At 62.2% G+C, this 22,177-nt stretch carries 24 protein-coding genes; 13 read left to right on the top strand and 11 right to left on the bottom strand.

Annotated elements, in window-relative coordinates:
* Positions 1-13 precede the first annotated feature (13 nt).
* Both GM910_RS12830 and GM910_RS12825 read right to left on the bottom strand, forming a co-directional pair.
* Positions 14-1,216, bottom strand: a complete 1,203-nt coding sequence (locus tag GM910_RS12830) for a M24 family metallopeptidase (protein WP_246226074.1) — start codon at positions 1,214-1,216, stop codon at positions 14-16.
* Positions 1,213-2,022 (bottom strand): GntR family transcriptional regulator, encoded by an 810-nt coding sequence (locus tag GM910_RS12825; protein ID WP_201285493.1) that lies wholly within the window; start codon positions 2,020-2,022, stop codon positions 1,213-1,215. Before GM910_RS12825 ends, GM910_RS12830 begins: the two co-directional genes overlap by 4 nt.
* 94 nt (positions 2,023-2,116) lie before the next feature.
* On the opposite strand from GM910_RS12825, the gene ehuB (GM910_RS12820) reads away from it, so the two are divergent.
* From ehuB (GM910_RS12820) to GM910_RS27825, 11 genes are all read left to right on the top strand, one after another.
* Positions 2,117-2,995, top strand: coding sequence for an ectoine/hydroxyectoine ABC transporter substrate-binding protein EhuB (gene ehuB, locus GM910_RS12820; protein ID WP_159587944.1), 879 nt, complete (start codon positions 2,117-2,119; stop codon positions 2,993-2,995).
* 36 nt (positions 2,996-3,031) lie between these two features.
* A complete protein-coding gene (gene ehuB, locus GM910_RS12815) occupies positions 3,032-3,913 on the top strand; it encodes an ectoine/hydroxyectoine ABC transporter substrate-binding protein EhuB (protein ID WP_159587943.1) in 882 nt (293 codons plus the stop codon).
* Between the two features lie 12 nt (positions 3,914-3,925).
* The gene (locus GM910_RS12810) at positions 3,926-4,585 is read left to right on the top strand and encodes an amino acid ABC transporter permease (protein WP_159587942.1); all 660 of its coding nucleotides are present in this window, start codon (positions 3,926-3,928) and stop codon (positions 4,583-4,585) included.
* On the top strand, positions 4,575-5,234 hold the full coding sequence (gene ehuD, locus GM910_RS12805; RefSeq protein WP_159587941.1) for an ectoine/hydroxyectoine ABC transporter permease subunit EhuD: 660 nt from the start codon (positions 4,575-4,577) through the stop codon (positions 5,232-5,234). The genes GM910_RS12810 and ehuD overlap by 11 nt, the downstream gene beginning before the upstream one ends.
* A 20-nt stretch (positions 5,235-5,254) precedes the next feature.
* The gene (locus GM910_RS12800) at positions 5,255-6,040 is read left to right on the top strand and encodes an amino acid ABC transporter ATP-binding protein (RefSeq protein WP_159587940.1); all 786 of its coding nucleotides are present in this window, start codon (positions 5,255-5,257) and stop codon (positions 6,038-6,040) included.
* Between the two features lie 25 nt (positions 6,041-6,065).
* Positions 6,066-7,469, top strand: coding sequence for an MmgE/PrpD family protein (locus GM910_RS12795; protein WP_159587939.1), 1,404 nt, complete (start codon positions 6,066-6,068; stop codon positions 7,467-7,469).
* A 28-nt stretch (positions 7,470-7,497) separates the two neighbouring features.
* Entirely contained in the window at positions 7,498-9,870 is a 2,373-nt protein-coding gene (locus GM910_RS12790) for a 1-deoxy-D-xylulose-5-phosphate synthase N-terminal domain-containing protein (RefSeq protein WP_159587938.1), read from the top strand.
* A gap of 171 nt (positions 9,871-10,041) precedes the next feature.
* Positions 10,042-10,770, top strand: coding sequence for a helix-turn-helix transcriptional regulator (locus tag GM910_RS12785; RefSeq protein WP_159587937.1), 729 nt, complete (start codon positions 10,042-10,044; stop codon positions 10,768-10,770).
* 89 nt (positions 10,771-10,859) lie between these two features.
* On the top strand, positions 10,860-11,486 hold the full coding sequence (locus GM910_RS12780; protein ID WP_159587936.1) for an acyl-homoserine-lactone synthase: 627 nt from the start codon (positions 10,860-10,862) through the stop codon (positions 11,484-11,486).
* 42 nt (positions 11,487-11,528) lie between these two features.
* On the top strand, positions 11,529-11,789 hold the full coding sequence (locus tag GM910_RS12775; RefSeq protein WP_159587935.1) for a transcriptional regulator domain-containing protein: 261 nt from the start codon (positions 11,529-11,531) through the stop codon (positions 11,787-11,789).
* Positions 11,790-11,979: 190 nt separating this feature from the next.
* Complete coding sequence (locus tag GM910_RS27825; protein WP_425482679.1) at positions 11,980-12,246, top strand: DNA -binding domain-containing protein; 267 nt, start codon at positions 11,980-11,982, stop codon at positions 12,244-12,246.
* 274 nt (positions 12,247-12,520) lie between these two features.
* Here the strand turns inward: GM910_RS27825 and GM910_RS12765 are convergent, their stop codons facing one another.
* The 7 genes from GM910_RS12765 to GM910_RS12735 form a co-directional block, all read right to left on the bottom strand.
* A complete protein-coding gene (locus tag GM910_RS12765; protein ID WP_159587933.1) occupies positions 12,521-13,024 on the bottom strand; it encodes an ASCH domain-containing protein in 504 nt (167 codons plus the stop codon).
* The gene (locus tag GM910_RS12760; protein WP_159587932.1) at positions 12,967-14,301 is read right to left on the bottom strand and encodes a hypothetical protein; all 1,335 of its coding nucleotides are present in this window, start codon (positions 14,299-14,301) and stop codon (positions 12,967-12,969) included. The genes GM910_RS12765 and GM910_RS12760 overlap by 58 nt, the downstream gene beginning before the upstream one ends.
* Positions 14,298-15,329 (bottom strand): radical SAM family protein, encoded by a 1,032-nt coding sequence (locus tag GM910_RS12755; RefSeq protein ID WP_159587931.1) that lies wholly within the window; start codon positions 15,327-15,329, stop codon positions 14,298-14,300. The genes GM910_RS12760 and GM910_RS12755 overlap by 4 nt, the downstream gene beginning before the upstream one ends.
* Positions 15,326-15,934: a DUF4186 domain-containing protein gene (locus GM910_RS12750; protein ID WP_159587930.1), complete on the bottom strand. Its 609-nt coding sequence runs from the start codon at positions 15,932-15,934 to the stop codon at positions 15,326-15,328. The genes GM910_RS12755 and GM910_RS12750 overlap by 4 nt, the downstream gene beginning before the upstream one ends.
* A gap of 8 nt (positions 15,935-15,942) precedes the next feature.
* Positions 15,943-17,391: an XRE family transcriptional regulator gene (locus tag GM910_RS12745; protein ID WP_246226072.1), complete on the bottom strand. Its 1,449-nt coding sequence runs from the start codon at positions 17,389-17,391 to the stop codon at positions 15,943-15,945.
* Positions 17,388-17,825 carry a DUF6932 family protein gene (locus GM910_RS12740; protein ID WP_159587929.1) on the bottom strand — a complete coding sequence of 146 codons (438 nt, stop codon included), beginning with the start codon at positions 17,823-17,825 and terminating at the stop codon, positions 17,388-17,390. Before GM910_RS12740 ends, GM910_RS12745 begins: the two co-directional genes overlap by 4 nt.
* A 165-nt stretch (positions 17,826-17,990) precedes the next feature.
* Entirely contained in the window at positions 17,991-19,076 is a 1,086-nt protein-coding gene (locus GM910_RS12735) for a site-specific integrase (RefSeq protein WP_159587928.1), read from the bottom strand.
* A gap of 119 nt (positions 19,077-19,195) precedes the next feature.
* On the opposite strand from GM910_RS12735, the gene dusA reads away from it, so the two are divergent.
* Together dusA and GM910_RS12725 are read left to right on the top strand one after the other, a co-directional pair.
* On the top strand, positions 19,196-20,203 hold the full coding sequence (gene dusA, locus GM910_RS12730) for a tRNA dihydrouridine(20/20a) synthase DusA (protein WP_159587927.1): 1,008 nt from the start codon (positions 19,196-19,198) through the stop codon (positions 20,201-20,203).
* Positions 20,204-20,293: 90 nt separating this feature from the next.
* Positions 20,294-21,115 carry a sulfite exporter TauE/SafE family protein gene (locus GM910_RS12725; RefSeq protein WP_159587926.1) on the top strand — a complete coding sequence of 274 codons (822 nt, stop codon included), beginning with the start codon at positions 20,294-20,296 and terminating at the stop codon, positions 21,113-21,115.
* Between the two features lie 102 nt (positions 21,116-21,217).
* On the opposite strand, the gene GM910_RS12720 is transcribed toward GM910_RS12725, so the two are convergent.
* Both GM910_RS12720 and GM910_RS12715 read right to left on the bottom strand, forming a co-directional pair.
* A complete protein-coding gene (locus GM910_RS12720) occupies positions 21,218-21,916 on the bottom strand; it encodes a retropepsin-like aspartic protease family protein (protein WP_159587925.1) in 699 nt (232 codons plus the stop codon).
* Between the two features lie 5 nt (positions 21,917-21,921).
* On the bottom strand, positions 21,922-22,158 hold the full coding sequence (locus tag GM910_RS12715) for a DUF1289 domain-containing protein (protein ID WP_159587924.1): 237 nt from the start codon (positions 22,156-22,158) through the stop codon (positions 21,922-21,924).
* Positions 22,159-22,177 lie beyond the last annotated feature (19 nt).

Raw genomic sequence — 22,177 nt, 5'->3', positions numbered from 1 at the left:
AGGAGGGGAATTTTCAGCGGATGACCGGGATCGTTTCCGGCGAGAGTGCGCTCAGGAACTCGATGCCGTCGTCGCGCACATGGATCACCTCCTCGAACTGGAAGACCGCACCATCGCGCTCGAGCTTCGGCTCCAAGTGGAGGATCATACCGGGGCAGATCACCTCCTGATCCGTTGGCGAGATCGACGGCGGTTCGGTGACGTCCAACCCGCCGCCATGGCCGATGCGCGAGACCATGCCGTAAACTTCGCCCAGCTTGAGTTCCGCCCACAGCTTCTCGAAATTTGCGTAGACATCGGCGCAAGTCATGCCCGGGCGCACGGAGCGGGCAAGCGCAACCGTCATGTCGCGCATCGATGTATAGGTCTCCTGCTCCCACGCCTCGGGCTCGCCGGCTCGCGCGGTGCGGTTGCGGTCCGCCGGATAGCCGCCATAGGTGGCGCGGAAATCGGTCCAGACATAGTGGCCGGGCTCCAGCCGGCGCGTGCCCGGAGGGCGGCCGTAGGCGAAGTCGCCCTTGCTGAACAGCATGGCGATCGGGTCGGCGCTCTCCGCACCGTTCAGAAAGATCTGCGCCTGCATCCTCTGGCAGAGCTCGAATTCGGGCATGCCGATGCGCGCCTCCGCGATGGTGCGGTCGAAGGCATCGTTCACAATGGCGAAGGCGGTGCGTTTCAGCTCGACCTCGAAGGGCGACTTGACGAGGCGGACCCGCCACAGCGTCCTCCCGGCGGCTTCGACCTTACCCTTCGCGGACAGGCCACGCAGCGCGTCGACCAGTTCCAGCGAGCCGCGGCCCAGCATGTCCTGGCCGTAGTCGACGGCAATTCTGGGCGCCATCCCCTTGAAGGCCTTCCGGATGATGTCGGCAAGTGCCGCCACGGCTTCGGCCAGATAGCCGTCATAGTATTGCGCGGTGAATGCGCGCGGTCTCAGGTGCACATTCTTCGATTCCGCCATGCTGCCAAAGACGACGAGATCGGCAGCGGTAATCAGTGCGAAAACCGGGCGCGCCTTGTAGGCCCAGGAGAGCGTGCGGAAGTCCGTGAAATACTCGATGTTTTTCCTGTCCGAAAGGACGATGGCGTCGAGACGGTCTTGCTCCATCTCCTTGCGGAGGTTCTTCAGCCGCGCCTCAAGTTCATCTGCCGGAACCTCCGGGGCGGGCGGTAGCGGACCTGAGATTGGCCCTGAAACGACCATCAGGGCGCTCATGAAGGCCTCTCCATCCGGGCGATCGTCTTGGCGGGCAGATTGATTGAACAGGCGAGCCGGTCAAAGGGCGATTCGACCACGCCGATGACGCGGATGCCCGGCCTTATGGTTTTGATGAGGTAAAGCCGGCGCAGCATCGGATATCCGTTCGGGATCGAGAACGCCTGCTGCGCTCCCGGAGAGGCCGGGGCTGCATCGATCACTATTCTTATGTCCATCAGTTCGATCTTGTGACGCCGCAGCGCATCGATCACGAAGCGTTCGCCGAATTCGTCAACGATCGCGTCGGGAACATCGGTCGACAGATAGGCCGCGTCGTACATGATCGGCGTGCCGTCCGCGTAGATGATTTTGCGCACGCAAAGCTGCGCCTCATCCGGCGGGTTGAAGACGCTCAACGTGGGGTCGGTGATTTTCTCTTTCGTGATCGAGATCAGCTCCATCGTCGGCTCGAAACCAAGCCGACGTGCGTTTTCCATCGAGGAAACCCAGACATCCAGCTCCCGCAGAAAGCGGTGCTGCTCCTTCACGAAGGTCCCCTTGCCGGGCACGGAGGTCAGCGCACCGGCGGACTGGAGGTCGCGCAAAGCCCGCTTCACGGTGATGGGGCTGACGTCGAATTCCTCGCCCAGCTGCGCGGTGGAGGGGATCGCCTGACCGGGCTTGTAGAGCCCGGAGGCGATGCGCTTGCGTATCTCCTCTCGCACGCCTTCATGGAGGGACGAGCCATTCAGAGGTAAAGCTTTCCTGGCCATCAGGAAGCTCCGCTGATCATTCGTGCCGCTGGTCTTTCCATCATCATCCATTCCCTCGCTGCAGCATCCGGCCCCTATTGACAGACCAGGTATACCTAGTATGGTCATGCCTGCCTGTCAACCTTCAGAGGGATGAGTGATTGCCATGAACAAGATGACAAGACGGGCGGTGATCGGGGGTGCCGCGACGGCACTCGCACTCGGTGCGGTCGTATTCTCCACCGCAGCCCAGTCAACACTGGAGAGGATCAAATCCGAGGGGAAGATCACCGTCGGGATACACAATCGGGCGCCATGGGGATTCCGTGGCGAGAATGGGGAGGTCGCCGGCTTCAGCCCTGATCTCGTGCGTGCCGCTTTTGAGCCGATCGGCGTCACGGAGATCGATTTCGTGATCTCCGACTTCGGCGCGCTCATTCCGGGGCTTACGTCGCGCCGGTTCGATGCGGTCGCCTCCGGCCTCTACATCACGCCGGTGCGCTGCGAGGCGGTTGCCTTCAGCGATCCCGACCTCAGCCTCAAGGATGCCGTCCTCGTGAAGGAGGGCAATCCGTTCGACATTCACAGCTATGAGGACATAGCCGCGAACACTGAGGTGCGGTTCGGCGTTACCCGCGGCAGCGCCAATGCCGCCAATGCTGCGGAGGCGCGCGTGCCGGAAGACCGCACTATGATGCTGCAGGATACCGAGTCCACTGTTGCAGCGCTTCTTGGCGGCCGCGTGGATGCGATCTCCTTCTCCGCTCCCACGGCGATCTCGGTGCTGCAGGATCCGAAGATCACAGGCATCGAGCGCGCGGAGCCGTTTACCGGCGTGATCCAGGAGAATGGGCGCGAGAAGTCCGGCTACTCGGCCATCGCCTTCCATCCGCAAGATACGGATCTGCGGGATGCCTATAATGCGCGGCTGGCCGAGATGAAGGCGGACGGGACCGTAGCCGATATCATGAAGAAATACGGCTTTGCGGAATCGGAGACCGCGCCCGATCTGACCCAGGAGCAGATCTGCAGCGGGAACGGCTAGCGCCTTCTTCACTTCCTCCAGCAATAAGGAGCCAGCATGTTTGCCCTGTCGAAGATTTTCGTGGCAGCCCTGATGCTTGTGGGCACGCCGGCCGCTATCGGTGCGCACACGGCTCATGCAGAGCCGATCAAGGATCGTGTCCTTGAAGAAGGCCGCATCACCATCGGAATCCACAATCGCGCACCCTGGGGCTTCAGGACGGAGGCCGGCGAAGTGGCCGGCTTCCACCCCGACATGATCGAGGCGGTCCTCGGACCGGTCGGGATCGACAAGGTCGAGTTCGTGGTGATGGATTTCGGCGCGCTGATACCGAGCCTGCTTGCACGGCGCATCGACGTCGTCGCTTCCGGTATGGCGATCACGCCGGTCCGATGCGAGCAGGTCGTCTTCAGCGATCCCGATCTCGCCATCGGCGACGGCGTGCTCGTCAAGGCGGACAATCCGCTGAACATCCACAGCTACGCCGACATCGCCGCCAATCCGCAGATCAGGCTTGGCGGCGGACGGGGCAGCTCGAACACGGAAAACGCACTCAAGGCCGGCGTGCCGGAAACCCAGTTGCAGCAATTCCAGAGTGTAGAGGCCGGCGTCGCCGCGCTGCTCGCCGGCCGCATCGACGCGGCGACCTATTCCTCCGCAACGGCGATCTCGGTTCTCAAGGACCCCAACATCAAAGGCATCGAGCGCGCTACCCCCTTCACCGGCCTCGTCGAGAACGGCCGGGAAGCCGCAAACTATGCCGCGATTGCGTTCCGACCCGAGGACACGGCGCTTCGCGACCTCTACAATGAGAGCCTGAGGGAGCGGAAAGCCGACGGCACAGTGGATACGATCATGGCGAAATACGACTTTACCTCCGCCGAAGCCGCACCGGAGGGGCTGACGGCGCGTGAGCTCTGTCCCGACAACTACCGCTGACGGAACACAGCCGTGAGCTCCCTCGCCATCCTTGCCGGAATATTCGAAGGCTTCCGCATCACCGCGCTAGTAACGGCGCTGGGCCTTCTCTATGCGATCCCGTTCGCGCTGCTCTTCGGTATCTTCCAGCATTTCTCCAAGGGGCCACTGCGTGCGCTCGTCACCTCCGTGATCGAGTTCTGGCGTAGTTCCCCGGTGATCGTGCTGCTTTATGCCTTCTACTACTCCTTGCCTGCCTTCGGCATCTACCTGTCGGCGATCGCCGTCGGCTCCATGGTGCTCGGCCTCAATATCGGCGGCTACGGCAGCCAGTCGGTCAGGGCAGCGCTCCAGGCGCTGGACCGGGGGCAGTCCGAAGCCGGGCTGGCGCTGGGGCTCAGCCGCTTCAACGTGCTGCGCTTCATCGAGCTGCCGCAGGCGATCACGGCGATGATCCCGACCTTCATCAATCAGGCGATCCAGCTCATCAAGGGCACGGCGCTGGTCTCCCTGATCACGCTCACCGACATGACCTTTCGAGCCAAGGAGATCGCCCAGCTCGAATACAATCCCGTCGGCGTCTATTCGGGGCTTCTGCTCGCCTACTTCATCGTCTGCTATCCGGTGACGATCTTCGGCCGGCGGGTAGAGTTCGCCTTCGGCAAGAGCAGGCAGAAGATCAATGAGTTTTGACCTCTCCTTTGCAATCCGCATCATCCCCCAGGTGCTCGAGGGGCTCGGCAATACCATCCTGGTCACGGTGCTCGCCTCATTTGGCGCGGCGCTCCTCGGCTTTACCTGGGAGATCCTGCGGCGCTCGGCGAAGCCAATGCGTTATCTGATGCGCTTCGTCATCGACTTCATCCGCTCCACGCCGGTGCTCGTGCAGCTCTATTTCATGTTCTTCGTGCTGCCCTATTATGGCATCCTGCTGCCGGCGATGTTCGTCGGCATCTTCGGCCTGAGCTTCTACTATTCGGGCTATCTGGCGGAGGTCTTCAAGGCCGGCATCGACGCCATACCGCGGGGCCAGTACGAGGCGGCGCAGTCGCTGGGCCTGAGCTCGTTCGACACGATCGTCTTCGTCATCACACCGCAGATGCTGCGCAACATCGCAGCACCCATGGGCAGCTATTTCGTCTCGATCCTGAAGGCCACGCCGTACCTTGCCGTCATCGCCGTGCCGGAGATGCTGGGCAGCGCCTTCGACGTCGCTTCCGAGACCTACCGCTACGCCGAGCCGATGCTGGTGGCCGGCATCCTGTTCCTCATCCTCGCGCTCACCGTTGCACAGCTCGTCCAGCGTCTCGAGAAGCGGCTGATGCTTTCGACGCGGCGCTAACCTCTGTTTGGAGAAGATATATGAACGCCTTGCGTGCAATCGACCCTGCCACGGACAAGGGACCGGCGACCGGCCGGCCGGCGGTGGAAATCCGCCACCTGTCGAAGTGGTTCGGCGACTTCCAGGTTCTCAAGGATGTCAACCTGACGGTGCGGAACGGCGAACGGATCGTCATTTGCGGGCCTTCCGGTTCGGGAAAGTCAACGCTGATCCGCTGCATCAACCATCTGGAAGCGCATCAGGAAGGGGAGGTGATCGTCAACGGTACGGAGTTGAAGGCAGGCATGAAAAACCTGCCCGCTCTGCGCCGCGACATCGGCATGGTGTTCCAGCAGTTCAACCTGTTTCCACATTTGACCGTCCTCGAGAATTGCACCCTCGCGCTGGTCCGCGCGAAGAAAATGAGCAAGGCGGAGGCAAAGGAAATCGCCATGCGGAACCTGGAGAAGGTCCGCATCCCCGAGCAGGCCGAAAAGTACCCGTCGCAGCTTTCGGGCGGCCAGCAGCAGCGCGTGGCAATTGCCCGGGCGCTTTGCATGTCGCCGAAGATCATGCTCTTCGACGAGCCCACCTCCGCCCTCGATCCCGAGATGATCAAGGAAGTACTGGACGTGATGACCGCGCTCGCCTGCGAAGGCATGACGATGCTCTGTGTGACGCACGAGATGGGCTTCGCCCGTGAGGTGGCCGACAGGATCATCTTCATGGACCAGGGTGAAATCGTCGAGGAGGCCCCGCCGCAGAAATTCTTCGGCGCACCAGAGGCGGGGCGTACGCGCCGCTTCCTCGATCAGATCCTGCACTAGCGCGCGGGGTATGGGGGTGGCTGCCATGACGGGCGCGAGGTACGGTTTCTCCGAAGCAATGCACATACAGCTTGGAGCACAGCGATTTTCCCGCTCCCCCGAGGCGCGAACGATTGCCGCAGGTGCATTTGCCGATACGATCGGCTGCATGTTCGCAGGGTCCACCCAGTCCGTCGAGGCTGCAGCCTGCCGCAGCCTGGGAATCCCGCAAGTGGCAGGCCGGCTCGTCTGGCCAAGCTTTGGCGTGCTTCCGGAAAGTGCCGCTCTTGTGAACGCCACCGCCGCGCACGTGCTGGAGTTCGACGACCACGAAATCCTTGGCATAACCCATCCGAGCGCGGTACTGGTCCCAGCTCTGCTGGCGCTTGCTGAAGGTTCCGAACGAAGTGGCGGCGACTTGCTGGATGCCTATGTCGCCGGGTTCGAGACCATCAATTGTCTCGGTGCGGCGCTCAATCCGTTTCACTACGCAACCGGGTGGCATTCTACCTCCACCATCGCTGCACTCGGGACTTCCGTGGCGTGTTCGATGTTGATCGGCAACGGTCCGGAACAGACGGTCCACGCATTCGGAATCTGCTGCAGTGTTGCCGGCGGCACACGCGCTCAGTTCGGCAGCATGACCAAACCCTTGCATGCTGGCTTTGCCGCGCATGCGGCGGTTCGGTCGGCCCTCATGGCGAAAGCCGGCATCACCGCCTCTCCCGATGCGTTCGACGGGCGTTTCGGTATTGCCGGGCTGATGACCGGCGGTGCCGAGGGCGCGGAACCTTATCAGCCGGATTACACATTCCCGTCGATCGAAGAGCATGGGCCGATCGTGAAGCTCTACCCGTCCTGCGCCGCCACACATCGCACGGTCGATGCCATCCGCGATCTGATGCGATCACACGGGCTAGGGCCGGAGCATGTGGCCGAAATTGCGACAGAAATCCCGGCGGTCGCGGCAAGCGCTCTGGTCACGGATTATCCCGTCGATGAATACGAGGCTCGCTTTTCTATGTCTTACTGCGCGGCAACGACTATCGAAAGCGGCGGGCTCACTCTGGGCGATTTCACCGCGGAAGCTGTATCCCGCCCGGCCACTCGGCGCCGGGCGGACAAGGTTCGGCTCACGTCCTACGCCACCCAGGGCAATCCGTTCGCGTCGGGAAATTACCGGGTTGTGACCACCATCCTCACGAAATCCGGCGACAGGCTCCTGGACCAGCGGCTCCACGCCCGAGGATCGAAGGAAAAGCCGTTGTCGCCCGAAGAGCGCTTCGAGAAATTTGCGGACTGCCTGGCGACCATTGGCGGCGAAGCGGTGGCTGCGACGTTTTTTGACACGATTGCGCATATGGCCGTGCTCAAGGACACAGGTGCGCTGACGAAACTCCTGCGGAATCCTGCGCACGACACGATCGAAGGGAACAGAAAGCCCGGGTGACGTCATGAATTCTTTTCAGGCAGACACAATGAGGATGATGCGCGAGATCGAGCGGAAGGTCTTGTGGTTGTCCTGCTGGATGGTCGATCAGGCAAACCGGCGCGAGAAGGTCGACGGCGTCAAGGTCGGCGGTCATCAGGCCTCCTGTGCCTCGATGGTTTCGATAATGACCGCGCTTTACTGCGACGTGCTGAAACCCGAGGACCGTGTAGCCGTCAAGCCGCACGCCTCTCCGGTTTTCCATGCCCTGCAGTACCTTGCCGGCAATCAAACGCTTGAGAAGCTGCAGAATTTCCGCGGCTATGGCGGTGCGCAGTCCTATCCGAGCCGGACGAAGGATGCCGACGACGTCGACTTCTCCACCGGTTCCGTAGGGCTCGGAGTCGCCATTACGGCGTTTGCTTCCATGGTTCAGGACTATGTCCATGCGAAGGGCTGGAGGGATGACCGGCGCAAGGGCCGCATGGTTGCCCTTGTCGGGGACGCCGAACTTGACGAAGGCAATGTCTACGAATGTCTTCAGGAAAGCTGGAAGCACGATCTCCGAAACATATGGTGGGTTATCGACTACAACCGGCAGAGCCTGGACGGGATCGTGCGGGAAGGCCTCTACGACCGCATCGAAACAGTGTTTCGCGCCTTCGGGTGGGAGGTCGTGACCCTGAAATATGGCGCGCTGCAGCGCGCCTCCTTTGAAGAGGCGGGCGGCGAAGCTTTGAAGCGCTGGATCGATTCCTGCCCCAACCAGCTCTATTCCGCGCTCGCCTTTCAGGGAGGTGCAGCGTGGCGCAAGCGGCTGATGGAGGACATCGGCGATCAAGGCGCGGCGAGCGCGTTGCTGGAGCGCCGCAGCGACGAGGAACTTGCCCAACTGATGGAAAATCTCGGCGGGCATTGCCTGGAGACGCTGAGCGATACCTTCAACGGCATCGAGCATGACCGCCCCACGGCTTTTATCGCCTACACAATCAAGGGGTGGGGCACGCCCCTTGCCGGCCACAAGGACAACCATTCCGGCCTGATGACCGAGGCGCAGGTGGAGAAACTGCGGTCGGACATGCACATCCGCACAGGGCATGAGTGGGGGAAGGCCGAAGGATTGTCGGTCGAGGCCGGAACGCTGGTCGAGTACCTAACGAGCCGGCCCTTTTTTGCCTCCGGCCCGCGGCGCTTTGCAGCTCCCTACGTCGCGATCTCCGGGACCGGAATGCCCGCGCCGGCGTCTGCCGGTGAACGGATCTCGACACAGGCGGCATTTGGAAGGATCCTCGACGACATCGCCAAGAGCGGCAGCCAATTGGCCGATCGCATTCTCACGACATCGCCCGACGTGACCGTATCGACCAATCTTGGCCCTTGGGTGAATCGCCGCCAGTTGTTCGGTCGCGAGGAAATCTCCGATACGTTCCGGGAAGAGCGTGTGCCGAGTGCGCAGAAATGGCGCTTTACGCCCGAGGGGCAGCACATCGAGTTGGGCATTGCGGAGATGAACTTTTTCCTGCTGCTCGGCGCCGCAGGACTCGCCCACTCCCTTTTCGGCGAACGCCTGCTGCCCATCGGGACCGTCTACGATCCGTTCATCTCTCGAGGCCTCGATGCACTCAACTACGCCTGCTACCAGGACGCGCGCTTCCTGCTCATCGGGACGCCTTCCGGTGTGTCGCTGGCACCGGAAGGTGGCGCCCATCAGTCCATCGCAACTCCCCTCATCGGCATGAGTCAGGACGGGTTGGCGAGTTTCGAGCCGGCCTTCGCCGATGAACTCGCCGCGATCGTGGAGTGGTCGCTCGACTATCTTCAGCGGGAGGGCAAGGGCGATCACGATGAGCGGACGTGGCTACGCGACGAAAGCGGAGGTTCCGTCTACCTTCGACTGTCTACACGGCAGCTGGAGCAGCCGCACAGGCCGCGGAACACCGCGTTTGAAAGTGACGTTATCGGCGGTGCTTACTGGCTCCGCGAACCTGGCCCCAATTGCGAGGTGGTGATCGCCTACCAGGGCGCCGTCGCGACAGAGGCGATCGCAGCGGCAGGCATGCTGGGCGAGATACGCCGTGACGTCGGTGTCCTCGCGGTGACTTCCGCGGACAGGCTCAATGCCGGATGGCAGGCGGCAAAGCGTGCGCGAGCCCGCGGCAACGTTAACGCAACCGGACACATCGATCGATTGCTGGGTGAGCTGCCCCGTCACTGCGCCCTCGTCACGGTGATTGATGGGCACCCCGCGGCGCTGTCGTGGATCGGCGGGGTTGTCGGCCATCCTACGCACAGTCTCGGCGTGGAGCACTTTGGCCAGACCGGTGATGTTGGAGATCTGTACAGCCACTACGGGATAGATGCCGCAAATATTGCCGAAATCGCAGCGAGCCTCACCGCGGGGCGCAACCTTTGGGCCGCCTAGGTTCGCATCGACGTTGTAAGACAGGAGATTCGATCTGGCCTTAAAAGGAGATCGGAATTCCCTGCCTTCTGTCAGTTCTCTTGCTGGGGTCAGTTCGGTGCGTCGCCGTATCATGGGAGAGGCAGCAGGACTGGATTGAATCGAATTCCTCGCCGCCTGCGGTGAACAGGCATGCACGACATCTTCCAAACATTTGTCGAGCAACTTTCGGAGAGCGTTGATGCGAAGGGTCTGCGCGATGCTCTGGTCGTGGCTACCGCTTCACTCGAACTGACGTCCTTCGCTTACCTTTTTCCTTCGCCCCGGCCGAACCGGGGAGCGAACCTGATCTCCACCTATCCTCAAAGTTGGACGTCGCACTATCTGCTCCAGCGATACGAGGGCATCGATCCCGTTGTCCTCAACGCGCGCTCCCGTGTGAACACTTTCCGCTGGGGACCGGATTGCGGCGACCTCCAGATGTCGAATGCTCAACGAATGTTGTTCGATGAAGCGTCGCATTTCGGGATTCGCTGTGGCTTCACGATTCCGATTCACGATCACCGCGGCCTTTTCGCTGCATTGACCTTCGCTTCCGACGAAAGGCGACCGTTGCTTTTCCGCATTATCGATCGGTACGAACGAGCGCTGCAGCTCATGGCGATCCTCTTCCACTCTCATGCCCGCTGCACACTGGCCGAGGGCGGGGTGGTGGACGGCGTGCGTCTGTCCAGGAGAGAACATCAGTGCTTGCAGTGGGCGGCACAAGGGAAGTCGGCGTGGGATATCGGCCGCATCCTGGGAATCAGTCCGCGCACTGCAAGTTTCCATCTCGACAACGCCAGGAAGAAGTTGGAGGTTCGGACCATCATCCAGGCGGCCGTCAGGTTGGCGAGATCCAGGCCGTCGGGTTTCAGATAACTCTCCGTTGTCCACCTGTGCACATGCACAGGATGCGTCGGCTTCGACCATCGTCTCCAATCGCAGGGTCATTCCTGTGGGAGGCCACTATGATGCAGTTGATTGCGCCGGACTGGTACGGAAAGTTCGCCGACGACTTGAAGGAAATGCACCGCCTGCGGCATCGCGTGTTCAGGGATCGCCTTAAGTGGGACGTCTCGGTCAGCGACGGCTATGAGATCGACGCCTTTGATGCGCTGAATCCGCACTACCTGCTGTTGCGGGCGTCCACCGGTCGGATCGATGGTTGCGTCCGCCTGCTGCCGACGACGGGCCCGACGATGCTGCGTGATTGCTTTTCGGTGCTCCTTGGAGATCGTGCACCACCGGAGGACCCTCAGACATGGGAAAGCAGCCGCTTCGCCCTCGATCTTCCGCCTTCCACGCCGAAGCGCGCGGGCATTGCGGCCGGCACCTATGAGCTGTTCGCCGGCATGATCGAGTTCGGCCTGTCTCGCGATCTGCGCCGCATCGTCACCGTCACCGATCTGCGCATGGAGAGAATCCTGCGCCGCGCCGGATGGCCGCTCGATCGGATCTCAGAACCACGGACTGTTGGAAACACGCGTGCTGTCGTCGGGTATCTCGATGTCTCCACCGACAGTTTAGCAGCGATCCGGCGCAACGGCGGGATCATGGGACCGGTACTCTGGGCACCGGTCGCAAAGGTTGCCTGAGCTCGGCACGAGCCGTCCCATGTTCTTATGAAAGGCAGCGCCATGAGCGTGACGAAAGTCGCCGCGGCCTGGCCTGACTGGCAAGACCGCGGCGCCTATGACTACACCGAGCGCCTGACGCGGCGCGGCTGGGCCTGGGAGTTCCTCAGGCGCAATCCGGACTTTCAGAAGGATCTGGCGCGAGGGTTGAGCCGTGCGGCATGGCTGGAAACAGAATCCGGTGTCGTCGTCATCAGGCTAGCGCCGAGCGACGTCGATCTTTCGCAGTGGGGGCTTCTGTTTTGCAGGCTCGACAGGGCGTGACGCGAGCGTCTTCTGGTGCCCCCGCCAATGTCCGCATGTTCTGCCCGTCTTTGCGGAGCACGCCGGGCCGGGACTTGAGGCAGAGTCCCTCGATCTTGCCACGCTCGCGTGTGGGAGAACGATCCTCCTCGCAGAGGATGGCCGTCAGCACGTCCTGTTCGAGGAGCATGGCAGGAGCTTTCAGCTCGCCGTGTCGGGATCAAGCCTCCTTACGCCAGTGCGATTGCATTCGGCAGTCCTGTGGTCGCCGCCAGATGTGACGGAGCGTCTGAAGGGGATCGAAAGCTTGAACAGCCTGTGGTCGACTGGGGCGCTGCCATCGAGATTCTTTCTCGCTGAACCCCGTCAGCGGCGACTGCGCACTGTACTACGTGCCCTCGACGGCTCCATGGCGGACGCATCGCATCGCGAGATCGCTATCGCTCTCTTCGGTCTGGCTAGGATCTCCAAGATCTGAACATGTCTTATGCCATCGACCACAACGTTGTCGCCAAGTATAAAGCCGCCTGCGCTTAGGACGTCTCGGCAGAACTTGACGGAATCGTCTTCGACTCGCTTCTGACCGAGATCTTGCAGCGCTTTGCGGTCGCTGGGGTCGCCGCCCAGCCTGGCGATCTCGCTTCGCAGGTAATCGCCAAAGCCGGTCCGTCGCCAGCCGAGCGCTGTGGCGACCGCCGTGCTAACTGAGGACTTGCCGCTACCTATCTGTCCAGCGAAGCAGAGAAGTAGGGTCATGTGAAATTCAACGTCATCTGTCGGGACCGCAAGGACACCCAGCCGCGTCTGTCGCGCTTGTCGCACCTGACCGGCGCGATCGAAGCGGGCGCGTCTAGCTCAATCAAGGTAGCATAAAGCGCGTCGGCGCGAGCGGACCAGAACTCATCGTCGGCGCGAATGCCCACCCCGAAGCGATGGCGGATGCGGTCGATTGACTCGATGCCGAGGTAGTAGCACCAGATATTACGCGCGAATGCGATGCCGCAGATCGGCCCCGCCACTTCCTTGAGAAGAATGATGTCACCATCGGCGATCTCGCCGTAAGGCGCGCAACGGTTGCGGCTGAAGCGGGATTCGATCGTCTTTTCGCCGGAAAGAACCATGGACAGGAACGGTTCGGCGAAGATCGCGAGATGAATGCCAATCCGGCTCTTCGGCCGAGCCGCGTCCAAAAGATAGGTCAGCCAGAAATGGTGGCCGTTGACCTGCTCCAGTATTTCGTCGAACTCGTCCTCCAAGCCACACTCCGTTCCGTCGCTATCGCGGGCGTTTTGCCCTCTTCTTGTTCCTCGATTGCCGCCAGGGCTCGCAGTTCGGCTGCGACTCGCTCCAACGTCTCACGCCTGCGAATAGTGCCCCAGAGGCTAGGCTGGACACTAGAGCCCATCGCTTCGCCAGCGCATGAAATTGCCGCCTCGAGGATAAGCTGTGGATTGTCAGTCTGGAAGACGCGGTTCCCCGAGGTCCAGACGTTGGCCGACCGACGGCGTGGATCGCGTCGGCTTACCGTCGGTAGGATATCGCCATCGACCAGCGAGACGAGCCTGGCCTCGTCGGAGCGCACGTTGCCAGCTTCACGGATGAACAGCCGCATCCGGCCAATGCCGACCTCAGTCCAGTCGCGGCGGCGAGACGAGGAAGCAGACGACGGCCTTGTCGTGGCTCGCGACTTCCGAAACACGACCAAGTCGCCGCGGCGCCACTGCGGGGGCGGATAAATGCTGGCAGCCGCCAACGCGTTGCGCTCGAAGAACGGCGTCTCATAGCCGATGGCCAGTGGCGAGTAGTCAATGACCTCAAGTCCGAGCCGATATGCGAACGCGACGGCGGCTTGCCTGTCAGCCTCCGCGCTCGGCCGCGCACCGTCAGGTGGCAGGCTGATCAGCACGCCGCCTCCGAGGCGACACGCGTGCGCTGCGGCTGCAAGCATGGGGCGCACGAAATCAAGATACCAGGGCGGATCGAGAAGGACGGCGTCGGCGCTTTCGCGGGGCAGCCCGGCGCTGCAGAACGCGATAGAGAGCGGTTCTCCGGTGGCTTGGTTGAGCGCAAAGACCCGATCGGTGACGCTGTTGTTCTCGGCGAGGAAGGAGAGGCGCCGGCCGATAGGTAGGGTCAGCGCCTCGACAGCAAGTCCTGGCGTACCGAATAGGAGCAGGTCACCGCCATTGGGCGTCAGGTCAGTCGCGCGATTGAGAAGTGAGCGCGACGCATCTGGCGTGAACCGCCATTCGTAATCGAGAGGATGCGGAAGAGGCAGCAGTGACCGGCCCTCTATCACGGCTGCGCCGTTAGCTGTTGCCTGCCGACGGACCGACATCGCCACGGCCGGCTCGATCACCTCACGGTCTGCCAGCCGATCGAGCGATGCAAGCAGCTCGGTCGGATAGACGCCAGGGAGGCGACGCAGGAGCGTTGCAAAGCTGGTCGCGCCGTCCATGATCGCAGCCTTGGTCAAGTTGTCGATCAGTGTTGCGAAGGCGACCTGTGACAAGGAACGGCGCGACGCGATCATGCTGGCCTCGTACGAAGCGGCACATGGCAGATCGGCAACGCACGCAGGTTCGGAGGGAAGCGGCGCTCAAGCTCCCCCGTCCAAGCGGCGATCGCCTCCTCCTGGACGGCAAGGCTTCTTTCCCGCGCGTCATCGCGGGCAAGACGCTGCTCCACTGGCGTGAACACTTGGATCCGCAGGGGTATGATGCGGAGCGGGTAGTTTGGATCGATCGCCTGGAGCCGGTCTATCAGGTCGGCGACGCCCTGGGCGACGCCGTCATCGTGTGGTGAGGTCAACGTCACATAGCCGTAGACATCGAGCCCCAGGTCCAGCACGCGCCGCAGGATTTCGAACTGACGGTTGTAATCCTGAGGTGCGGCGCGCGTGTTGAAGGCGAACGAGCGGGCGTCGAAGCCCTTGACACAGCAGACGCGACCATAGTTGCGGTAGTGGCGTAGGAGAGTGAGATCGGCCGGCGAAAGCGAGTCAAAGAGATAAGTCGTGCTGAGGTTGTCGTCCGTCCAAAGATAGGTCGTTTCGGCGAGGCCGGCGTCGGCGAGCGCCCGCATCATCCAAGGGGTCCATTCCGGCACGAGGTCGGGCGATCCTCCCGAGAGGTCGATGATCCGGGGTGGGTCCGGGATCTGACGGTAGAGGTCGACGAGTTCAGCGGCCGTGAACCACGCGGAGTGGTTGGGATCAGCCTTCAGCAATTCCTCTGGCACGAAGCAATACCAGCAGCGCCATGCACAGGCAGCGTTCTGAAACACCAGCGCGGTCATCATGTCGGGAACCGGCGTGATGCCCAACGCGCGGCAGGCCGGCTCGATCGGGAGTGAATTGGTTGGCCAGCCCTCGGCTGTCGCCACCCGGAAATGGCGAACGCGCCCGTATCCGTTGCAGTTGGCCGGAAGCGTGAGGTCGACCTCTTGGCCCGAGCCAGCGAGGCGAGAGATCAAGACGCGGCCACCTTCGACATCGATCGCCCGCCCGCGCAGCCGCGCGGCGAAACGAACAGTATCGATAGGCTTAGCCGGGCTCGTCATGGATGCGGTCCCTCCGGCTCGCGCGGTAGGCGGCCGGCGCGGCGCGGCACCTTGATCGGCTCATCAGACAGTTCGGGCAGCTTCTCGTCGAGGAAAAGGTCGACAAGGGTCGCGCAGTAGTCGTATTCCTCTGCCGTCAGCGGGCGGCCCTTCGGTATGTCATGCCAATATTCAAGGCAAGTCCGGCAGCATGTCGCGGTTGCGTGTTGCGCGTAAAAGATCGCGTTGCCTTCGAGGGGCGTCTGGCGACCGTCGCGGGGCGGCTCGGCGACCGCGAGATACTTTCGGAGGCGGTCGCGGGCCGCGTCCTTCAGCGCGATGCGCCCTTTGCGCTGGGCGTGGCGCATTGCACCCTCGTCGACGGGGCGGTGGAAAAAATGGTGGCGTATCAGCTCGTGCTGAAGCGCTTCGAAAGTGTGCGCCGCATCGCCCTTGTCGCGGCGGTGCAGGCGCCTCCAGTCGACCAAATCTGCCCCGCACGCTCGGCATTTGCCGCGCTGGTCACGCGTCATTTTCTTCAGCTGCTTGAAGCAGTGTAGGTCGTTGTCGCAGTCGGTCGATGTGCATTTGATGTCGAGCGGTGGGGGTTTCTGGAATTCAGACATGGAAGACCTCAATGGAGCGCCCGATCGAGCAACTGCCGATCGAGTTCGTTATCGATGTCGTAAGGGAAGCGTTCGACGAAGACGTCGCGCGCGATCGTCCAGGGATCGCTATCGTCTGCTTGCAGGTTGGCTGCCGTGCCCCACCAATTCACACCCTGCCAAGAGAGACGGAAGGCGAGGTAGTTCGCTAGCGCGCCAACGCTCACCCCGTTCTTCGCAGCAATGGTCGGAACGACGCTCTTCAGCCGCTCCACCGATTTATGGGCAGCCTGGACGCAGGCCTGCGCCAAGATCTCGGCCTTGCCGTTGAGCACGACTTCCCCAGCAAATTGGCTGGCGGCGATCTCCTCATTCGAGTTGCGCCGTTCGACTGAGGTTTCATCCGCCTCGATAACCTCCAGCGTGTCAGCCTCGGGACGTTGGCCGGCATGAAATAGCTCGTGCAGCAGATCGAATAGCCAACGGGCCTCGTGCTTCGACGCTTGTTTCAACACCACGGCGTTGCGGCCCTCGTAACGCCAGCAGGCACCATGGAAGGCACCGCGGTCGCGAAGCGGCAGGACGATGACACCGAGATCCCAAGCAGTATGAAGTGCGCTCTTGAGATCGACGGTCTCGTAGCTCTCCTGAATACGGCGATGCATGAGCGCCGGGTCCGTTGGGATTTCAACCTTGGGCAGCGATCGCGCCGCTTTGAGCGCGACGACGGCGAGATAGTTCGCGTAGGCGGCATAAAGGCTAGTCGTTGTCTGCGCGCGATTCGCGGGCATCTTGAACCGTGCTTCGGCCGCAGCGAAGCGTGGCGCGACCAGCGCCTGCGCGCCGAAGACATTGTCGCGCGTCCAGCCGAAGACGCGTTCGAGGACCGCGCCCGCTCTGGCGGTCAAGGCATAGTCGTCGTCCTCGCTGGCGACCTCACCGCTGGCGCGCGCGGCGTCAGTCGACGGCAAGAGCCGCGACAATAGAAATTCGCGGTCAAGCCCGACCTGCCGCAGTTTGCTAACGAGCCCGCCGAAACTGTTGGGTGCCACCGGCAGGAGAATGTCGTTCTTGATGCGCACGCCGAGCGCGTTGGCGACCTCCTGCAGGCGCTGATAGCTGGCAGATGCGTAGCGCTCGGCCTCGTAGCGCTGGATTTGCTGCTCCTTGAGGCCGAGTCGGTCGGCGAGAGCTTTTTGGCTGAGCCCGCTAGCAATCCTTGCTTGGATGAGCCCGTCGGCCAGTTCGTCGAACGAGCTGATCGAGATGATCGACAAGTCGGCGGACTTTAGGCGGTCATATTCGGCAAGTTCAGCCTGCAGGTCGGAAAGCTGGCTTTCTATGGCCTCGCGTTCGGCCTGAAGCAGGCGCGGATGCACGTCCCCGCGCGACGGCCCTTCGGTCAGCTGGCTGATCGCCTTGCGAAACCGGTCGGCCTCGCTCCGGGTAATCTTGTACTGCCGTTCGTTGGTAATCATGGCAGGCTCCCGAGGTCGATGTTGATGACGCCTTTGGGCACCCCGTTACGATCCTTCATAAAGAAGTCGCGGTAGAGCACACCAGGGGCGGCGAGGAACGAGGCCGGAAAGATCTCGCCTAGATATTTGGATTTCATGGCTGCTCGACCATTGGTGAAATCAAGCAGTACCGGGTCGAGACGATAGGGATCGACTCCTTGTGTGTTCCAAGCTCCGTCATAGTCCTCCGGCAGTTCCTTTTGTGAAACGAAGCTTCCGTCGAGCAGGACCGACCGACAGCCTGCTCCCGCGAGATTTTGTAGAGCCGCGAGTAGGCCTCCGACGAGACGGGTGCGGTGACCGTTGCAACTGAACCGCGGGGCCACCTCGCTCCAAGGAGCGTCATGCACCCCGGGAGGCAGGTAGCCAGTCGATGGGTCGGCATCAGGAAGCATGACACAACAATAACGTTGTGTTTCCTGTTCGTCAAGTGTTCTGTCTAGCAGACTGTCGGCACCTGCGTGGTGTTGACACCAGTGATGTCCGTTTCTGGAGGACAGCACGGCCCGGCGGAATGACCGAAATGGGGGCGCAAAGCTGACGCGAGGCCACCAAAATGGCTAGCCGTCAGCAAGCGAGCGCAAGAATGCCTCCTCGGTCGCCTGATCCTTTGTCTGATGCTTGTGCAGATCTTCTGGCTTGAGGTTCGTATAACGTCGCAGCATCTTCCAATCACGATGGCCAGTGACGAGCGCAACACGCTCTATCGACAATCCCGCTTCAAACAGCCTGCTCGTGGCTTCGTGGCGCAGATCGTGAAAGCGGAGGTCATCGATTTCCAGTTTTTGTCGAGCGCGCCGGAAGGCGGTGCCAACTGACTGGTGGTGATAAGGGAAACAGCGGCCTTTTCCGCCTGTTAGCACCTTTTGCTCAAGCAAGAGGTGCCACGCATCGAAGCCAGTGAGGTTAAGCAGAGGCACCTTCTGGTGATTTCCATCCTTGCGGCGCGGATCCTTGCGGTCTCGGATCAGCACAACTCGCTTATTCAGATCGACATCGCTCCATTCGATCTTACAGATTTCTTCCTGGCGCATTGCGGTCGCAATCGCGAAGCGGACAATCCGGCTCATCGGGATGATGGTGTTGGAGTTTTTGTCGAAATAATCGAGCAGGGCCTCGATTTCGTCTTCGGTAGGCCGGCGATCCCGTTCGTGCGAGCGGCCAACAAGACCCAGCCGGGTGAGTGCGGCTCGCGCAAGACGGATGCTTTCTGTGTCGACCGAGATTCCATGAATGGCAGCGGCGTGGGTTAGCACCGTTCTCAAGTACGAGAGGTCAACCGAAAGGGTCACAGGGCCAGCGCCTTGTTTCGCGCGGCGCTGCCCGTACTTGATAATCGTTGCTCTATCGAGCCGAGCGATGCGTGTTGCGCCGAGGTCGCGTTTCAATGCTTCCATGACCGCTTGCTTCGACCGCCGTAATGGGCGCCCGACCTCGTGTAGGTCGGCGATATGCAAATCGACAACTGTCCTGAGATCCCGAATTCGATGGCTGCTGGGCTCGCCGCCGAGATCGATTAGCCGCTCGGTTTCAACTGCCCACTCGTTCGCGAGCGTCTTAAGTCGGAAGGTCTGCGAAGCGTACTTGCCCTTACGCCGGACTTGCACTCGCCAATTGCCTTCCTTAGTTCGAACAGTAGTTGCCATGGGTCCGTGCATTCCTTCAGATCCGTGCAATTTCCGTGCACGGCGAGATCAAAAGAGGTACAAATCCGTGCAATTTGGTCGTATTTGAGTGCACGGGTTCACGGTCTGATCTGATTGATATGTATCACAAATCCTTGAAAAACAAAGAGAAAATTTTCTCTGTGGCCCCGATGATGGATTGGACGGACCGTCACTGCCGTTTCTTCCACCGCCAGCTTACGCGGCGGGCGCTGCTTTATACCGAGATGGTCGTCGCCGATGCGGTGATCCATGGCGACCGGGGCCGGCTGATCGGCTTCGATGCCGTAGAGCACCCCGTCGCCCTGCAGCTTGGCGGCAGCGAACCGGGGAAGCTGGCGGAGGCGGCGCGCATCGGTGCCGATTTCGGCTACGACGAAATCAACCTCAATGTCGGCTGTCCGTCCGACCGGGTGCAATCGGGCACCTTCGGCGCCTGCCTGATGAAGGCGCCGGAACTGGTCGGCGAATGCGTGGCGGCGATGAAGGGCAGGGTGTCGGTGCGGGTCACGGTAAAGTGTCGCATCGGCGTCGACGATCAGGATCCGGAAGAAGCGCTCGACCGGCTGGCGGAGCACGTTTTCGCGGCTGGCGCCGACGCGCTTTGGGTGCATGCGCGCAAGGCCTGGCTCGAAGGCCTGAGCCCGCGCGAGAATCGTGACATTCCCCCGCTCGATTATGACCGCGTCTATCGCCTGAAGGAAAAATATCCGAAGGAATTCATCGGCGTGAACGGCGGCATTCAGTCGCTGGATGAGGCGGCGGCCCACATGAGGCGGGCCGACGGGGCGATGGTGGGCCGCGCCGCCTACCATACGCCCGCCATACTCGCCGCCGTCGATGGCCGCGTTTACGGCGGGGAGGAAGGGCCCGTCGACCTTGCGGCGGTCGTCGAGGCAATGGCGGCCTATGCCGCGCGCCACATCGCCGCGGGCGGCCGTCTATCCCACGTCACGCGCCACATGGTGGGCCTTTTCCACAGGCTGCCGGGGGCGCGGCGCTATCGGCAGATCCTCTCCACCGATGCCACCAGGGCCGATGCCGGTCCCGAGGTGCTTCTGAAAGCCTTCGCTGCGGTCGACCGTTCCGCGCGCGCCGAGGCGGCATAAGGGCGCCGTCCTCGGCGATATACTTTTCGCCTCGCGCGGGCTAACCAGTGCTCCACAACGGTCCGGCACAAGGGACAGGAGAGGGCGGGGATGGAACTGCCGGCAGGTGAGGTTGCTGCCTTTGCGCTGGCCGTCACGGCGTCCGGCGTAGTGGCGGGACTTATGGCCGGTATCTTCGGCATTGGCGGCGGCGCGATCCTCGTACCTGTCTTTTATCAGGTATTCGGGCTCCTGGGCGTCGACGATCTGGTGCGCATGCACCTCTCCGTCGGCTCCTCGCTCGCCATCATCGTGCCCACGTCTCTGCGCTCCTGCCGCGCCCATTTCCTGCGCGGTGCGGTGGACATGAAGCTGTTGCGCAGTTTCGTCGCCGCCGTGCCGGCGGGCGTCGTCGCCGCCTCGCTGACGGCCGCCTTCATCTCCAGCGCGGGCCTGCGCGCCATCTTTGCAGCGATCCTGTTCCTGGTCGGCCTCAAGCTCCTGTTCAACCGCCGGGGCTGGCGGATCGGTGAGACCGTTCCCGGCAACCCCGTGCGCTCCCTCGTCGGCTTCGTCATCGGCTATCTGTCGACGCTGATGGGCATCGGCGGCGGTATTCTCAACAACACTTTCATGACGCTCTTCGGCCGCCCCATCCACCAAGCGGTAGCCACCTCCTCGGGCGTCGGCGTCCTGATCTCCGTTCCCGGATTCCTAGGCTACATCTGGGCCGGCTGGGGCTTGCCGCAACTGCCCGTCGCCTCGACCGGCTATGTCAACTGGATCGCCGTCCTGCTCGTCATCCCCATCACGCTCCTCGTCGCCCCGCTCGGGGTGCGCATTGCCCACGCCCTCGACAAGCGGCATCTGGAGATCGCGTTCGGTCTCTTCGCGCTGTTCGTGTCGGCCCGCTTCGCCTGGAGCCTTGTCTAGCTAGAGCAATTCCAGGAAAAGTGGAAACCGGTTTTCCGTGCGGAATTGCGTAAAATCAAAAGGTTAGATCATTTCATCGTTTCCGTGAAACGGTGAAATGATCTAGTCGCGCAGGATGAGGCGGTCGCCGCGCATCTCGAAGCCCGACAGGCTGCTCAGGAACTGCATGCCGAGCAAGCTCTGTTCCAGCCGGCCTGGTTCGGCCACCAGGACCGGCATCTTCGTGCGTTCGATGGGGCCGATGCGCAGCGTGTCGAGGCTGGCGCGCGCGGTGAGCGCGCGGCCGTTGGCTGTCATGACGGGGGTGGTGAAACGAAGATCCTGCGCGGCAATGCCGACGCGCTCGGCATCCGCCGCCGTCAGCACCGTTGCCGAGGCGCCGGTATCGACCAGCGCCCGCACGGTTGTGCCGTTCGCCAGCATGCGCACCTCGAAATGGCCGTTGGAAGACTTGTCCAGCATCACCGCATGCCCTTCAGAACCGGCGAGCGTCATCGGACTGCCGGGGACGAGGCCGGCTGTCAGCCGGCTCGCCACGTCCTGCAACTCGTAGCGGTACTGATAACCCGTCGTCAGGATCAAAAGAATGAGAAGCCAGTAGGCAAGATCGCGTGCGACGGCGGAGAAGCGCATTCGCGAGCCGGCAATGCCGACGATGAGGACGGCCGCCCAAAGCCCGAGATAGAGCACCGAGGCAAAGGCGTTGTTTTCGATGCCGAAGACCTGGCCGTTCTCATGATTGGCGATCAGCAGGGCGAGGCCTGCGGCCATGAGGGCGATGATGATCCAGAAGAGCCGCATGCGATCTATCCCGCATTTCCGGCGCGCTCGCGCGCCAACCGCGCCCGCCGCGTCTCGCGCCGAGGCTTACGCTCGATGGTGCTAAGCCGCGCCGGTAACGCCTCCATGACCGCGCGCCGCTCGGACGGCGTCATGGCGAGCCAGGCGGCGATCTCGGCGCGCGTCCGCCCGCAGCCGAAGCAATAGCCGGTCACCTCGTCGATCGAGCAGACGAGAATGCAGGGAGATTCGATCGCGTCCATCGTCGCCTTCCTGTCGTTG

Source organism: Chelativorans xinjiangensis, from assembly GCF_009812055.1.
GTDB lineage: Bacteria > Pseudomonadota > Alphaproteobacteria > Rhizobiales > Rhizobiaceae > Chelativorans > Chelativorans xinjiangense.
Note: the sequence above shows the minus strand (reverse complement) of the source record. Positions and strands in the feature narration are given on the sequence as shown.